We start from the raw sequence: 16178 nt of genomic DNA on the forward strand, positions 1-16178 counted from the left end.
TGCTTTCTTATTTTTTTTGCAATTCAAACACAACGATTTCCGGCAAGTTAAATATACGATAAGGGACTGAGCTATTGCCTAATCCTCGACTAACAACCATACTTGTTGCTTTTCTCTCGTAAATACCTGCTGTATATTTAGGAAATAGTCCCTGCCCAGGTGCTACAAGCCCTCCAACACCAGGAATACGAATTTGTCCTCCATGCGCATGACCAGAAAATACAACATCAATTTCATGATCTACATACACATCAAAAAATTCAGGGCGATGCGCCAACAGCAATGTTAAACGATCTTGTGGAATATATGCAGTAGCCATTGCCAGCATATCCTTCGTCTCCATACCCATTAACGGATCTTCGATACCAACAATCGACAAGCGCTCCCCGTCGCGCTCTAACACAGTCGATGTGTTGGCCATCACATGTACACCTAACGATGACAACGACTCATAAATTTCGTTCACCTTATTCGTCGCTACTTCATGGTTGCCTAGTACATAATATACGTCCGCTAATTTTACAAAATGCCTTACTGCCTGCAAACTCTGTTCTAAATTATATCGATTGCTATCCACTAAATCGCCCGTTATAAAGATTACATCTGGATTCGCGGCCTTAACCTTTCGCACAAGCTTTTCCTGCTTCTCACCAAAGAGCGCATCATGCAAATCGGACACCTGTACAATCCGCATGCCATCGAAGCTTGCCGGAACACGCTCGGATTCATAAACATGCTCACTCACAATAATCCAATGATTGTTTACGTACAAAAAAATAACTATAAAAACAACAAATAAACATAAATATAATAATTTTTTCACTCGTAATCGCTCATTTCACGGCTTCTTTTTAAGACACACGTCTCTCTATATTATAAGCAAAAAAGTATCAGATTGTAAGCGTTATACACCGAGATTCTACTGTAATGACTTTTTTCTGTATATTATTCACAATAAGATACAGATATTCAGTACATTCAAGTTGGTAGGTAAAAAATTAAAACATCTACAAAACATATAGAAGAAACTTAAGTGCAGATTTAATGGTTGGTAACCCACATTAGACAATCGGTATCCCATCACTCCGGAAGTGTTTTCATGTTTGATCATAAATTCTTATTATTAAACGTGTTAACCATTTACATTAATTAAAGTTAAAAAAAGCATTTAGCCGCCCCTTTTAGCGCGTCTAAATGCTTTTTGCTTATAATACTTTTTCTAAAAAATCCTTCGCACGCTGCGTTACTGGTGCCGAGAAAAATTCAGCTGGCGATGCATCCTCAATCAGCTTTCCACCATCTAAGAATAAGATGCGATCAGCCACTTCACGCGCAAAGCCCATCTCATGCGTAACGATTAACATCGTCATACCAGAGTCCGCTAGGTTTTTCATCACCGCTAAAACTTCTTTTACCATTTCAGGGTCAAGTGCAGACGTATGTTCATCAAACAAAATTACTTTTGGATCCATTGCAAGCGCGCGTGCAATCGCCACACGTTGTTTTTGACCACCAGATAGACGACTCGGATACTCATTGCGTTTTTCAAACAACCCAACTTGTGTCAGTAAATCCTCAGCCTTTTTCGTTGCAGCCTCTTTTGGCATCCCTTTGACATTAATCGCCGCGAGCGTTAAGTTTTCAAGCACCGTTTTGTGTGGGGACAGGTGAAAATACTGGAACACCATGCCGGAAAATTGTAAGTCTAATCCAGAGAAAATCTAAAAGGCTGACGCAAAGTATCACGCCAACCTTTTAGATCATGCTTTATTTTGTTGCAGCGGCTTGAATCTCACCGAATGCCCAATGATCGCTTGGTACATCCAAGAAAAACTGCTCTATACTTTCTGTTGTTAATTCTCGTTCAAACAAACGATTTAACACTTTCACCGCTTGCGCACGTGTTAACTGCTCATCTGGATTAAAGATAGACGAATTCATGCCTGTCATAATGCCTAATGCACTTATTTTCTCAATGTATGACGCAGCCCAGTGCTGACGGTCCACATCATTGAAAGTAATTTTTGTTGTACCCGCTGTGCAATATGTGGCCGTGTCATCTGCTACACATTGCTTGTCAATCCAACGAATGGCAATTGCAGCCATTTGTGCACGTGTAATGGACTCATTCGGACCAAACTTACCGTCTTCGCGTCCAGTCATAATACCTTGTGCGCGAACATACTCAATTTCATCTTTTGCCCATGATGCTGTAGTATCCGTATAAGACGCCTTGGATGAAACTGGTACATCATTGTCACTTAAGTTACGTGCTAGCATTGTAGCCATTTGCGTACGTGTAATGTGTGCATTTGGTCGGAATGTGCCATCTGTGTAACCTTGAATATAAGGAAGTTGCACATCTACTATTGGTGTAGGCACTATTTCTACTGGCACTTCCTCAACGACCACTTTTTTTGGTGCGTACAGCACGCTAAATGTTGAGAACTTCTGTACCGTAAATTGAATGCCCAATTTGCCATCTGCTAATGTGACAACTTTCCCACTTACGATTTCCTTCGTTCCATCACTATGCTCGATAAAGATGGCTAAGTGATTTAACTGTTCCTGCGTCGCATCTGTTGGTAGTGTCAATGTCATTTCTACTGGACGATTTTGCATATTCGTCTCAATTTTCAGCGGTCGCCCTAGCACATTAATCATTGTGCTATCCACACCATCAAGTGCCATCGCTTCTTTTCTTGCACGTTCTTCAACTTCACTTTGCTCTTTCTGTGCTTTCATCGGGATGACACGGAAATATAAATCATCATTAAATGTCTCAAATGATCTTGTAGGAATTAGAATTCGGACATTGCTTGTGACAATCTCCAGATTCACTCCTCCATTTTTAAGAATCGATACAATACTCTTTGGAATGGAGACGTAGATTTCATTTACGTTGTCCTGCTGATCAGGAAGAATAATACGCGCTGTAACTAATCCTTGTTCCTTTAACTTCGCAACCGCTTCTCTCGCACTTTGCTCAGTTAACGTCACGACATCGTTAAATGTCCCATTCGCGTTCTTTGTGCGTTTAATAATTGCTTTAGAAACAACCCCACCGCTGCCATTCTCGACATCCACAACAATCTGCTGTGTATTTGACGGTGGTACTGGTGTGGAATCAGATGATGATGAATCTGGTGTTGATGTCACAGGTGGATAGCTATCATTGTAGCCCTTCACTATAACTGTAAACTGCTTCGTTTCCGTCACACTACCTTTGACAATCGTAGCTGTCAATATTACTGTGCTATCGCCTACTGACGGACGTTGTACAACCCCACCCGTTGTCACAACCGCTGGATGACTAGATGTCCAGCGAAGAGTCGTACCTTCTATACCCGTTACTGGCAATGTCAGTTTTTGCGTGACACTTGTTGCACTATCCCCTGTACTGTAGCCTATTTCTAATGCTGCTTTTGCTTTCGCCACTGCCTCTGCATCCGTTTGCTTATTGGCTTTAACTATAAGCGAAAAGGTCTTTGTTTCTGTTACAGTGCCTTTCGTGATTGTCGCTGTTAACGTGACTGGTTGATCACCTGTTGCATGACTCGGGCGCACAACCGTTCCATCATTCTTCACAACAGCTAGGTTACTAGATGCCCAACTTACCGTTGTACCTTCTATACCTGTTACTGGAAGTGTCAGTTTTTGTGTTACATTCGTTGCACTATCCCCTGTACTGTAGCCTATTTCTAATGCTGCTTTTGCTTTCGCCACTGCCTCTGCATCCGTTTGCTTATTGGCTTTAACTATAAGCGAAAAGGTCTTTGTTTCTGTTACAGTGCCTTTCATGATTGTCGCTGTTAACGTGACTGGTTGATCACCTGTTGCATGACTAGGGCGCACAACCGTTCCATCATTCTTCACAACAGCTAGGTTACTAGATGCCCAACTTACCGTTGTACCTTCTATACCTGTTACTGGAAGTGTCAGTTTTTGTGTTACATTCGTTGCACTATCCACTGTACTGTAGCCTATTTCTAACGCTGCCTTTGCTTTCGCCACTGCCTCTGCATCCGTTTGCTTATTGGCTTTAACTATAAGCGAAAAGGTCTTTGTTTCTGTTACAGTGCCTTTCATGATTGTCGCTGTTAACGTGACTGGTTGATCACCTGTTGCATGACTCGGGCGCACAACCGTTCCATCATTCTTCACAACAGCTAGGTGACTAGATGCCCAACTTACCGTCGTACCTTCTATACCTGTTACTGGAAGTGTCAGTTTTTGCGTGACACTTGTTGCACTATCCCCTGTACTATAACCGATTGCTAATGCAGCTTTCGCCTTCGCTACCGCATCCGTATCTGTTACTGTCACCGTTATATTCACTGTAATATCCGCTGTTCCTCCGTGGCCATCACTCGCCGTTACTTTAATAACTGCTGTGCCATCCGCTAGCCCTTGTATAGTTAATTGCTGTGAATTATCGAGCTGCACGGATGCAACATTTGGTGGACTGGATGTAGCTGTTAACGTTAATGTATCCCCGTCTACATCCGAAAACGTATTGCTAAGATCGATACTCTTGCTTTTTCCTGCAATAATTGTCTGATTGCTTATTGGATTTGCAAGAAAAGGCGCATCATTCACTGGATTTACGGTGATACTTGCTAGAACAGCATCACTTAATGATTGCCCATCCGTCCCCGGTGCGGCTTGAATATCAAAACCGAATGTAGTTGTTGGTGTCGTAAATAAATTAGCATTTGGTGTGAATTTCAAGCCAGCACTACCTTGTGCAACCGTAATAAATGACCCATCTGTAATTGGCGATGTCCCATCATTTAAATACAGTTTGCCGTTTTTAATATTTGAAATTTTATAGTGGTTAGTTGCTGTGCTCCCTGTATTTGTAGGGCTAATAACAAGACCCGATGTAGACTGTGTATCTTCATCCGTAGTCGCAGGTGTAACTGTCGGCTTATTCATATTCCCTACAATGTTGAAAGTTGCACTTGCAATTGCATCTTTAAAGTCATTTACACCGTTTGTAGTACCATTATCTTGTATCCTATAATGTATTACTACTTTCCCTTGATAATTAAGAGCGGGGATAAATTCTATATTATTGTCCTTAAGTTTCAATCCACCGGATTTGGTTGAAATGCTAAGTGATAGTAATTTCCATTTCTGCCCAGATTCATTAGCTGGTCCTAGTGAATCATTTGCTAGTAAAGTGGAAAGCGGTATAATTCTAGGTTCACCATTTACCTCCATATCACTAAGCCTGTCATCTACAGCAATTGGTGCATCATTGACTTCCGTGACTTTTATCGCCACTGATGTTGGACTACTTAACCCTGCACCAACGTTGTCACTTGCTGCTTGTACGTTGAAGCCAAATCCTGTGCTTCCATTAGCATCGGCATCAGGCATAAACTTCAAACCCGCATTTCCCTCAGCTTTTGTAATAAAGCCACCATTCACAATTTCTGTCGCACTATCTGCTTTATACAATTTACCACCTATGATGTTACTCATTTTAAAGTACTGAGTAGTGGAAGCACCTTCTGTAATGATAATTTCACTTGTCATCTTATCCTCTGGCGTTACGATACTAGCTGGAACTGTCGGCGCAGACTCATTAGATAACGCGCGATGAATAGTATTTGTGTAAGTTTTAGTTGAGTTATCTTGAGCAGTGACAGTAATGGTTACTGTAGTATCACCCGGATTTAGGGTAATATTGCTCGCAGATCCACTAACGACAAGCGCACTATTCACCTTTACTGTTGCATTGCTATCGGCTACCGTCGGAGTCACATCGACACTCGTTACACTATTTCCAACACTTGTATTATAGCTTGTTGTTCCCGTTGCAAAGGCTGGACTTAATGTGCCTTCCGAAAGGGCTAAACCTGCTAAATCCGTATTTAAACTCTGGGCTATAGTTTTAAAATTCCATACCGTGGAATCTGCAATACCTAGAAAACCTTGCTGGGCAGCATTCACAAATGCACCCGCATCAATTTGTACATGATACGCTTCGTCATATTGTAAATCCACTGGTAAGTTAACTGTAACAGTTAATCCACTGTTTATGACAACACTTGAATTTACATCAATGGTTTGTACTGCCGAATTATCACTCGTTCTATATATATAAATATTTCCAGCGGCTTTCGTGACAATTTCACTAAAGGTCAGTGTCAAATTCGCATCAACAGGAACATTCGTTGCATCGTCAGTTGGTGACAACGATACCATCATCGGTATTTGAGCCGGATTCGCATTTGCTGGTTGAATCCCAAGCGTAGAGAAAATTAGAAATAGTATAACGGTCAGTACAAAGCTTTTATATAGTGTTTTACTTTTGGAAGAATTCGAAATCATCCTTGCACCTCTTTCATTTATATTACAATTATTTATTCTTTAGATCGAAATGCTCCGTCTATAAAAATGGTGAAATTCATTACTAGATATGGTTGCCTCCATTGTTACACCCCCCCTCTTTACGCACCTCACCCATTTACCCCTATATTAAACTGTAAAGGTTAAAATTAGGTTAAAAACTAAAAATAAATAAAAAGTTTTCTAGTTCGTGATGAATTGCGTAAATTATCTATTGTTACACCTCAACCAAAACAAAAAACGCATTTAGTCACCCCTTTTCAGAGCGTCTAAATGCGTTTTATTTATAATACTTTTTCCAAGAAATCTTTCGCACGCTGTGTTTTTGGCGCCGAGAAGAACTCCGCTGGTGATGCATCCTCAATCAATTTACCACCATCTAGGAATAAAATACGATCTGCCACTTCACGTGCAAAGCCCATCTCATGCGTAACGATTAACATCGTCATACCAGAGTCCGCTAGGTTTTTCATCACCGCTAAAACTTCTTTTACCATTTCAGGGTCAAGTGCAGACGTAGGTTCATCAAACAAAATTACTTTTGGATCCATTGCAAGCGCACGTGCTATTGCCACGCGTTGCTTCTGACCACCTGAAAGACGATTTGGGTACTCATTACGTTTCTCAAAAAGTCCAACCTTTGTTAATAGCTCTTCTGCCATTTTTGTCGCAACTACTTTATCCATACCTTTGACGTTAATCGGTGCATAGGTTAAGTTTTCGAGTACTGTTTTATGCGGGAACAAATGAAAATGCTGAAACACCATGCCGACCTCTTCACGTACCTTCATAATAGCTGTGCCTTTGTCAGTTAAAATAGCATCGCCAATTTTCACTTCGCCACTTGTCGGCTGCTCGAGTAAATTTAAACAACGAAGAAAAGTTGACTTGCCAGAGCCGGATGGTCCGATAATAGCAATTACTTCTTTTTCTTTAAACTCAGTTGAAATACCTTTTAAGACCTCATTTTGTCCATATGATTTGTGTAAATCTGTAACTTTAATCACTTTTTCTCATTCCTTTCTCGATTCGTTTTCCAAGGAACGTTAAAAGAAGCGTCATAATATAGTAGATTAACCCCGCAATCAGTAATGGTTCCAAATAACGGTACGTCGCACCACCGACAACATACGCACGACGCATAATATCGAGCGCACCAATGACCGTTACAACCGCAGATTCTTTGTTTAACGTGATAAATTCATTAACTAATGATGGTAAAATATTTTTCAATGCCTGTGGAATAATAATATCCTTCATCATTTTAGAATAAGGAATACCAAGCGCCATCGCTGCTTCCTGTTGCCCTTTATCGACAGCATTGATTCCCCCACGGATGATTTCAGAAATATAAGCCGCGGAATTTAAACCGAATGCAATAATCGCCGTTGGCAAAGCATCAATTTGAATGTCTAATAATTGTGGGACTGCATAGTAAATAATCATTAGCTGTAGTACAAGCGGTGTACCACGGAAAATTGATGTATAGAGATCAGCAAACAAGCGGAGGACTGTAATCTTCCCGATTTTGCATAATGCTAATAAAATACCAAATATAAACCCAATGATTGCTGCACCAATGGCAATTTGGAGTGTAACACCTATTCCTTTTAATATATAAGGAATAGAGGGAATTACATCTGTAAAATCAAGATTCACAGTGCATCCCTCCTTTCTCGTTTCTTCTTATTAATTTCACTGAAATTATTCAGCTGATTGAAGCCATTTTTCTTCAAGCTCTTTAATTTTCCCTTCTTCAATTAACTCTTTTAAAGCTTTGTCAATTTGGGCTTTCAATTCACTACCTTCAGCTACTGCGATTGCTTTATAGTCTGCTACTTGTTCTTTTATAGGCAACATCATTAATTTATCGTTCTTTTTCACATAACCTTCAGCTACGCCACTTTCAACGATGGCTGCATCTATACGTTTGGCCATCATATCTTGTACGACTTCAGGAACACGCGTACGACTTTCATTTTTAAAATCAATTGTTTTCGCCATTTCTTTTGCCATTTCTTCTTGAATAGAAGCCGTTTGTACACCAACTATTTTACCTGCTAAATCAGCAGTTGTTTTAATACCACTATCTTTTTTCACAATAAGAACTTGTCGCGTTTCATTGTATGGTTCTGAGAAATCGACTACTTTTTCACGTTCTTTATTTGGGCTCATTCCAGAAATAATGAAGTCAAGTTTACCTGCTTGTAAAGCTGGTACCAAACTGTTGAAATCCATATCTTGAATTTTTACGTCAAATCCTAATTTTTCACCAATCATATATGCAAGATCGATATCATAACCGATAATTTCTTCACCTTTTGCTGAGTCTACAAATTCGAATGGTTTGTAATCCGCTGATGTACCCATTACTAAAACTTTTTTATCGCCTTCATTACCTGAATCAATATCTGAACCCGAATCAGCGTTTGAGCCTGAATCCTTTGTGCCACATGCTGCAAGAACACCAATGACTAATACAAGCATAAATATGAATAATTTGTTCTTCATGTTGAAAATCCCCCTTGTGTGATGTTTTATAATAACTGAGAAAATCTTTCTTCTTAAAATAAAAGTTTGGATATTTATTCACTATTAATAATAAATATTCTATCTACTAATTAAGATATACTCTTTTAAAATACTTTTCAAGTAGTATTTTAATTTTTTTAACAAAATACATTACACGAAATTTTGTGAATAATCAATTAATATTCTAACCCCTGCAATATTTGCACAATTTAACTTGCTCAAAATACAAAAAAACAGATCTCCGTTTAAAGAGATCTGCTATATATTATTTTTCACTTGGGAATAGTTTTGGTTTGAGTTCGTCCTCACCAGAACCTTCAGCTAACGGTACACGTGAACGGTAAGCAGCTCGGCAAATTAAATGCCCTGCTACTGGTGCGGTTACAAAAACAAATAATATGCCCAAAATTAAACGTACACTAACATAACCATCATGCACCCAAAAATAAATAAATGCTCCGAGCAAGCACGTCAACACCGACAATGTTGAGCTTTTCGTCGCTGCATGGGAACGTGTATACACATCAGGTAAACGAATCATGCCAAATGCACTAATGACACTAACAATCGAGCCAATTAGTATGAGGATGACCGCTGCCCATTCAATCATTTGATTTGCGTTCAACAATCACACCTCTTTCGATATATTTCGTAAAGGCAATCGTCCCGATAAACGCTAAAATGCCAAGAATCAAGATAGCCTCTAAATAAGCCTTCGTTTTTAATACAATCGACACAATCGCAATCGCCGATATTAAGTTAATGCCAATCGTATCAAGAGCAATTGCACGGTCAGGCATTGATGGTCCACGGATTACCCTGTATAAGGACAGTGCAATCGACACACTAAAAAGCGCAAGTGCCAGTAGCAAAATTTTATCAATCATTAGCGTGTCACCTCCATAATTGCCTGCTCAAACTTGCCGATAGAACGAATAACGGCATCCTTTGATTCTTCCATATCCATTGCGTGAATATAAAACAAGTCACCTTCTTCAGACACTTCCATCACAACTGAGCCCGGTGTCAACGTCAGCAATAAAGCTAATGCTGTCACTTCCCAATCACCTTTTAGCTCCGTCTTATACGTGAAAATACCCGGTGTAATATTTAATTTTGGTGTCGTAATTTGCTTCAACACACTATAACTCGATATTAGAAGCTCCCAATTAAATAACATCATAAGCCTAATTATTGAAAATACACGTCGCAAGTAAAACTGCGTACCGTAAAAACGGTGCATCGCATACAAAATACCAATACCGACGATAAAGCCCATTAAAAATGTCGTAAATGTTGGTGTGATTTCATCTTGTAACAACAGCCAAAGTGCTGCGATAAATAAATTCAAAATAAATTGAGCTGCCACTATTCATTCACCTCACCTTGCCATGTTTCACCGTCTAACACTGCATCAATGTAAATAGAAGGATTATAGAGCGTTTCTGCTGCATCTGTAACGTAAGGTGCCATCAGTTCCGCACCCGTACCTAAACCAACCATACCAACCGCTAGTAGCACCAACGGAAGCACAATCCGCTTCGGTAATGGCTTTTCATCCTCCAAGCTAATAATCGTTTCTCCAAAAAACGACGAAAGGAAAATACGTAATAGTGAATACAAGACAACTAAACTCGAGAAGAAACCTAATCCTAAAAGGGCAAAATTCCCGCCTTCAATCGCACCTTGCCCTATTAATACCTTGCCTAAAAAGCCACTAAGCGGTGGAATTCCTGCAAGAGAACACATGACTATAAAGAACAACCACCCAAATAACGGATAGTTTCGAATAAGTCCGCTCATTTTGTCGATAATTGTTTCCCCTGTTACATAAATCATCGTGCCAACTGCTAAAAATAGCATCGCCTTGGCCACCATATCATGCATTAAATAATACGTTACCCCTTGTAGTGCCGACTCTGTGCCAATTGCAAGACCCGCTACAATAAATCCAACGCCAATTAATACATTATAAGAAGCAATCGTACGAACATCGCGACCAGCTAATGCACCCACACAGCCTGCAATAATTGTACTTGCAGCCATAACTGCTAGTACCGTATGTGTCACTTCAGTGTTATTTGGGAATAATAATGTAAACGTACGCACTAGTGCATAAATACCAACCTTTGTTAAGAGTGCAGCAAATAATGCTGCCACCGCAGTCGGTGGTACACTATACGAACCTGGTAACCAAAAGAATAATAATAGACCTGCTTTTAAACTAAATACCACTAAGAATATAAGTGCTACAGTTGTTATAAGCGGATCAGCACCGGCTTCCATTACACGCACTGATATATGTGCCATATTTAATGTGCCAATTGTGCCATATAGAAAAGCTAGTGCCACAAGGAAAATCCATGAAGCGACAACATTAATAAGCACATATTTTAACGATTCTCGTAGTTGAATTTTTTCGCCACCAAGGCTAATCAATGCGTATGATGCCAATAACATGACTTCAAAGCACACGAATAAATTGAAGATATCACCCGTTAAAAATGAACCATTAACCCCTGCCACCATAAGTAACAAAAACGAATAAAAATACATTCTTTCGTGCCGCTCACCAATTGTGAAAATTGCATATAACACACAGATGGCAGAAACAACATTTGCCACAAGAACAAGTAATACGGCAAAAGAATCTGCTACAAACAAAATACCAAACGGCGGTAGCCAGCCACTAAAATCAATACGTAGTACACCCTGAACTTGAATTTCATGCAGTAAAACCATGCTAACAATCGCTACAAAAACCAAGGTTACTAAACTAATAATCCGTTGCAACACAACATGTTCACGTAAAAATACAAGTAAAATAGCTGTTATAACAGGTACAATTAATGGTAAAACGATCATATTACTCATCTGACGTACCTCTCAATTCATCAAAATCCCCCGTACCATTTGTTTTATAAGCACGGTAGCCAAGAACGAGGACGAACGCCGTCACTGCAAAGCTAATAACAATAGCTGTTAATATTAACGCCTGTGGCAACGCATCTGTATATGGACCTTCTGATTCACCTAGCAACGGTACATCACCTTTTTTCAGTCCACCCATCGTTAAAATGAGTAAATGCGCCGCATGCGATAATACAGCTGTTCCTAAAATGACACGTAATAACTGCTTCGAGAGGATTAAATACGTTCCTACAGCTACTAATACGCCAATTAAAATTAGTATTAAAGACTCCATAGGCTATTCATCCTCACTTATACTTAAAATTATCGTCACTACAACACCTACAACAGTTAAAGCAACACCTGCTTCAAAAATTGTCACAGTGGAAAAACCCATCTTGCCAAAGATCGGCACCTCTACATAGTTAGAGACTTGTGTCAAAAAAGGGGCATCAAAGAAAAGTGAACCAACTGCTGTTCCAGTAGCAAGAAGCACACCTAAAGCAGCAACCTTTTTAAAATCAAATGGCATCCCTTTATGCACCGTTTCAATGTCATACGCTAAATACAAAAGGACAATACCCGAAGCAAGGACAAGCCCGCCAATGAACCCACCACCCGGTGCATGATGCCCCGCAAAGAACAAATACACACCAAGCGTTAATATAATGAATACGACCGCTTTCGCTACGGTACGTAATATCACATCATTAATTTTCATGGTCTGCCTCCTCCTTTCGCGGCTTTAACTTTATGAGCGTATACACGCCCAAGCCCGCAATGAGAAGCACAACAACTTCGAGCATCGTATCGAATGCACGGAAATCCCCTAATATCGTGTTCACAATATTCGAGCCCCCCGCTAATTCATACGCGTCGTTAAAATATATCGATATTGGCTTAAACTTGTCGTAATGCACGACCGCTAAGCCGATCAATGTCACTGTTGCGCCAACGAAAATCGAAATCATAGCATTCGACCATTTCACACGTTTTCGTGAATTTTCCGGCATTAAATCCGGCAAATATTTAAAGCACAGTAAGAACAATGCTGTTGTGATGGATTCCACCACGAGCTGTGTTAATGCTAAATCCGGGGCGCGGAAAATTACGAAGAAGAACGCAATGGAATAACCAAGTACTCCGTTTAATAGCACTGCCGTAACGCGCCCTTTGGCAAACAACATAAAAACAGCCGCGAACATCATAACGAATATTAAAATTAACTCATAAGACTCTACCGCCGAATCCTTCGCAAAATCAAATGCGTATGCCTCCGACCAAACGAAATATCCGGCAATCAGTGCAACAAAGAATGCATAAATGTATACAAAATAATGCGTTAAATTACCCGTCATATAACGATTTGTTAGCTTCGCCGAGCTATTTTCACCAAATGTAATCATGCTATTGTAATACGCGTTAAATGAATATTTTTGCGGGAATAACCGGTATATTGGCTTCCAGCTTTTTAACGTTTTAAACAAGATAGCACCTACTATAACAACACCAAGTGTCATCCATAACTCTGGATTAAGACCATGCCATGCAGAAATATGTGGCGTTAACTCACTAGCAGATGGGAATGTTGGATATATACTTGCCATCGCTGGCTCTAAAATATAATGCCCTAAGATATTTGGAAAGAAGAAAATCCCCACTACTAAAGTACAGAGCATAAGCGGTGAAATTAGCATACCAATTGGTGCTTCATGTGGTTTTTTATCCATTTTATCTGGCTGTAATTTCCCGAAGAACGTTTTACCAATAAGAATCATGCTATAAACAAATGTGAAAATACTTGCCACCCATGCGACAACTGGGAATAGAACACCTACATCTGCAATAGAGAACGCCTCGACATCACGAATCGCTAATACAGCTGCAAAGAACATCTCCTTACTTAAAAACCCGTTAAATGGCGGTAAACCAGCCATGGACAGGCCACCAATAACCGCAATGGTAAACGTTACTGGCATCAGTGCCATTAACCCACCTAAACGACGAATATCACGCGTCCCTACCTCATGATCGACAATACCAACCATCATAAATAGCGCGCCCTTAAACGTGGAGTGGTTAATGAGATGAAATAACGCTGCAAAACTTGCCTGCGTATAAATAATTGAGCTTTCTGCATAACCAAAATAATGGCCCATAGAACCTAGCCCAAACAAACTCATAATTAACCCGAGCTGACTAACAGTAGAATATGCTAGCAATGCCTTTAAATCTGTCTGACGAACGGCATTAAACGAGCCCCAAAACAGTGTTAATACACCTATGCCACTTACAAGCCAGAACCATAGTAACTCTCCACCAAATACCGGTGAAAAACGTGCCACAAGATATATTCCAGCCTTCACCATCGTTGCAGAATGTAAGTACGCACTAACAGGAGTTGGAGCTTCCATCGCATCTGGTAACCAAATATGGAATGGGAATTGCGCGGATTTTGTAAAGGCTCCTAGCAAAACGAGGAGTAAAGCTGGCACAAATAAAGTGTGCGCACTCACTGTGTCTACGTTTGCAATGATTTCACGAATACTAAATGTTCCAGATGCTACGTATAACATTAAAAAGCCAGCAAGCATCGACAAACCACCAAAGACAGTAATCATCATTGCTTTTCGTGCTCCTGCACGAGACGCTTTACGATGATGCCAAAACGCAATTAATAAGAATGATGAAACACTCGTTAATTCCCAAAACGTATAAAGCACCATTAAATTATCTGAAAAAACGACGCCAAGCATAGCGCCCATGAATAGTAATAAGTAGCAGTAGAAATGATGAAGTGATTCTTTCGTTGATAAATAAAAAATAGAATATAAAATGACTAAACTACCTACACCCGTAATCAGTAAACCAAAAATCATACTGAGTCCATCTAGGTACGTCGTGAAATTTATATCAAAAGAGGGAATCCACTCATATGTATAGATAAATGTTTTACCAGCTGCAATTTGAGGAATATGCCTTGCAAGTAAAAGAAACAATATGATTGGAACGGACAAAACAAACCAGCCAAGATGGATTGTACGCCTTAGTCGCCTATACAACAGCGGAATAAGAGCCGCACAGACAAATGGCAAAAATATCGCAATTAGAACTGTAACCAAATGATAACCTCCTACACTCAAATTTGCCTCCACAACTTTGCCATTGATGCTTTATTTTCTTTAAACATATCAGCGACATTCCGGGAGGTTTTAACTTAATTCAGCAGACGTTTAAATATCTGTCGTTTTCGCTCAAAAACATGTGGTGAATTAAGTTAATAGTACTGACATTTCAAAATTTCCCTGAAATATCGGATTTTTGTCAAGACACTTGACTATCTATTTAACTAACTGCATAATAATGTGGCATATAGGGAGCATTTCCTCTTAAATGCACTGTATGCATAAAATAAATAACTAGAAATTATTGATGTAAACTTGATTATTCAAGGCTTAACCGATATATTGCAAGATAATTTTATACAATTTTAAGTATACATTATAAATACCCATTATGCACTGTAACAGTATCGATTTTAGCTGTTTTAGGATAAATTTCTCAAAACTGCACGAAAAAAAACAAAATTATAACAGGATAAGGGGTGTGATTTTTTATGAAGCATGTAAAAGGAAGATTGGACGAAAGTATTTTAGTATGTGTGTATTATGGACAGAATGGTGAACGATTAATTCGCCGTGGTCATAAAATTGCATCGATGCTAGATTGTCCACTTTATATTTTATCCGTTGATTCACAACCATTCGATACATTCGATGCGGAAAAATCTCGCTACATTGAGCAATGGAAGAGTTTGTCGGAAGAGCTTGAGGTAGAACAGTTTATTTTACAAGATAATGAAAAACGTCCTATTCAGAAAGTAATTAGTGATGTCGCAAAAAATTATGGCATTTCTCAAATTATCGTAGGTCAGAGCGCTCAAAGTCGCTGGGAAGAAATTACAAAAGGTTCATTCTTGAATGTATTGTTAAAAGAAGTCCCATTTGTTGATTTCCACATCGTTGCAGTGCAACGTCCTACCGAAGAAGAAATCTACGATACATATGAAAAAGGCGTACGTGCTTACTTAGTTAAAGAGAACGAACACTTTAAAGTAGCATTTACTTGTCCAAAATATGTTTCAATTGAGGGGATTTTCTTTAAAGAAGTTGGTACTGATTTCGATAATGGTATCTTTAAATTTACGTATAACGACAAAATGCACGAAGTCCATATTGTTGAGGGGCTTGTTGTCGATGAAAAACATTTACCTGAAGAATTCTTATCACCATTACGTCAATAAATACAAACACGCCCTCGTATAAAAAAGAAGGCGTGTTTTTTCGTCTATCCGTCACTTTCCTCTTTCTATCCGT

General features: G+C 39.4%; 13 protein-coding genes and 1 pseudogene. 1 reads left to right on the forward strand and 13 read right to left on the reverse strand.

Annotation, left to right across the window (positions count from 1 at the left end; all coding sequences use genetic code 11):
- Nucleotides 1-7: 7 nt before the first annotated feature.
- The 13 genes and pseudogenes from ACIQ2D_RS18410 to ACIQ2D_RS18470 form a co-directional block, all read right to left on the reverse strand.
- Nucleotides 8-823: a metallophosphoesterase gene (locus tag ACIQ2D_RS18410; protein WP_402866698.1), complete on the reverse strand. Its 816-nt coding sequence runs from the start codon at nucleotides 821-823 to the stop codon at nucleotides 8-10.
- Between the two features lie 382 nt (nucleotides 824-1205).
- Nucleotides 1206-1691 (reverse strand): annotated as a pseudogene (locus ACIQ2D_RS18415) (amino acid ABC transporter ATP-binding protein); the annotation flags it as partial.
- 76 nt (nucleotides 1692-1767) lie between these two features.
- Nucleotides 1768-6342, reverse strand: a complete 4575-nt coding sequence (locus tag ACIQ2D_RS18420) for an immunoglobulin-like domain-containing protein (RefSeq protein ID WP_402866701.1) — start codon at nucleotides 6340-6342, stop codon at nucleotides 1768-1770.
- 302 nt (nucleotides 6343-6644) lie between these two features.
- Nucleotides 6645-7367, reverse strand: coding sequence for an amino acid ABC transporter ATP-binding protein (locus ACIQ2D_RS18425; RefSeq protein ID WP_402866704.1), 723 nt, complete (start codon nucleotides 7365-7367; stop codon nucleotides 6645-6647).
- Nucleotides 7360-8019, reverse strand: coding sequence for an amino acid ABC transporter permease (locus ACIQ2D_RS18430; protein WP_402866706.1), 660 nt, complete (start codon nucleotides 8017-8019; stop codon nucleotides 7360-7362). Before ACIQ2D_RS18430 ends, ACIQ2D_RS18425 begins: the two co-directional genes overlap by 8 nt.
- 45 nt (nucleotides 8020-8064) lie before the next feature.
- Nucleotides 8065-8871: an ABC transporter substrate-binding protein gene (locus ACIQ2D_RS18435; RefSeq protein ID WP_402866709.1), complete on the reverse strand. Its 807-nt coding sequence runs from the start codon at nucleotides 8869-8871 to the stop codon at nucleotides 8065-8067.
- 286 nt (nucleotides 8872-9157) lie between these two features.
- Nucleotides 9158-9517, reverse strand: a complete 360-nt coding sequence (locus tag ACIQ2D_RS18440) for a Na+/H+ antiporter subunit G (RefSeq protein ID WP_402866712.1) — start codon at nucleotides 9515-9517, stop codon at nucleotides 9158-9160.
- A complete protein-coding gene (locus tag ACIQ2D_RS18445) occupies nucleotides 9495-9779 on the reverse strand; it encodes a Na(+)/H(+) antiporter subunit F1 (RefSeq protein WP_402866715.1) in 285 nt (94 codons plus the stop codon). The genes ACIQ2D_RS18440 and ACIQ2D_RS18445 overlap by 23 nt, the downstream gene beginning before the upstream one ends.
- Nucleotides 9779-10261 carry a Na+/H+ antiporter subunit E gene (locus ACIQ2D_RS18450; RefSeq protein ID WP_402866718.1) on the reverse strand — a complete coding sequence of 161 codons (483 nt, stop codon included), beginning with the start codon at nucleotides 10259-10261 and terminating at the stop codon, nucleotides 9779-9781. The genes ACIQ2D_RS18445 and ACIQ2D_RS18450 overlap by 1 nt, the downstream gene beginning before the upstream one ends.
- The gene (locus tag ACIQ2D_RS18455) at nucleotides 10261-11766 is read right to left on the reverse strand and encodes a Na+/H+ antiporter subunit D (RefSeq protein ID WP_402866721.1); all 1506 of its coding nucleotides are present in this window, start codon (nucleotides 11764-11766) and stop codon (nucleotides 10261-10263) included. The genes ACIQ2D_RS18450 and ACIQ2D_RS18455 overlap by 1 nt, the downstream gene beginning before the upstream one ends.
- Entirely contained in the window at nucleotides 11759-12097 is a 339-nt protein-coding gene (locus tag ACIQ2D_RS18460) for a Na(+)/H(+) antiporter subunit C (protein WP_402866724.1), read from the reverse strand. The genes ACIQ2D_RS18455 and ACIQ2D_RS18460 overlap by 8 nt, the downstream gene beginning before the upstream one ends.
- A 3-nt stretch (nucleotides 12098-12100) precedes the next feature.
- A complete protein-coding gene (locus ACIQ2D_RS18465; protein WP_402866727.1) occupies nucleotides 12101-12523 on the reverse strand; it encodes a Na(+)/H(+) antiporter subunit B in 423 nt (140 codons plus the stop codon).
- Nucleotides 12513-14924 carry a Na+/H+ antiporter subunit A gene (locus tag ACIQ2D_RS18470; protein WP_402866729.1) on the reverse strand — a complete coding sequence of 804 codons (2412 nt, stop codon included), beginning with the start codon at nucleotides 14922-14924 and terminating at the stop codon, nucleotides 12513-12515. The genes ACIQ2D_RS18465 and ACIQ2D_RS18470 overlap by 11 nt, the downstream gene beginning before the upstream one ends.
- A gap of 494 nt (nucleotides 14925-15418) precedes the next feature.
- Between ACIQ2D_RS18470 and ACIQ2D_RS18475 the strand changes: the two genes are divergently transcribed.
- On the forward strand, nucleotides 15419-16105 hold the full coding sequence (locus ACIQ2D_RS18475) for a histidine kinase (RefSeq protein WP_402866732.1): 687 nt from the start codon (nucleotides 15419-15421) through the stop codon (nucleotides 16103-16105).
- Nucleotides 16106-16178 lie beyond the last annotated feature (73 nt).

It is taken from the genome of Lysinibacillus sp. NPDC097287, assembly GCF_044761695.1.
In the GTDB taxonomy this organism is placed as follows: Bacteria; Bacillota; Bacilli; order Bacillales_A; family Planococcaceae; genus Lysinibacillus.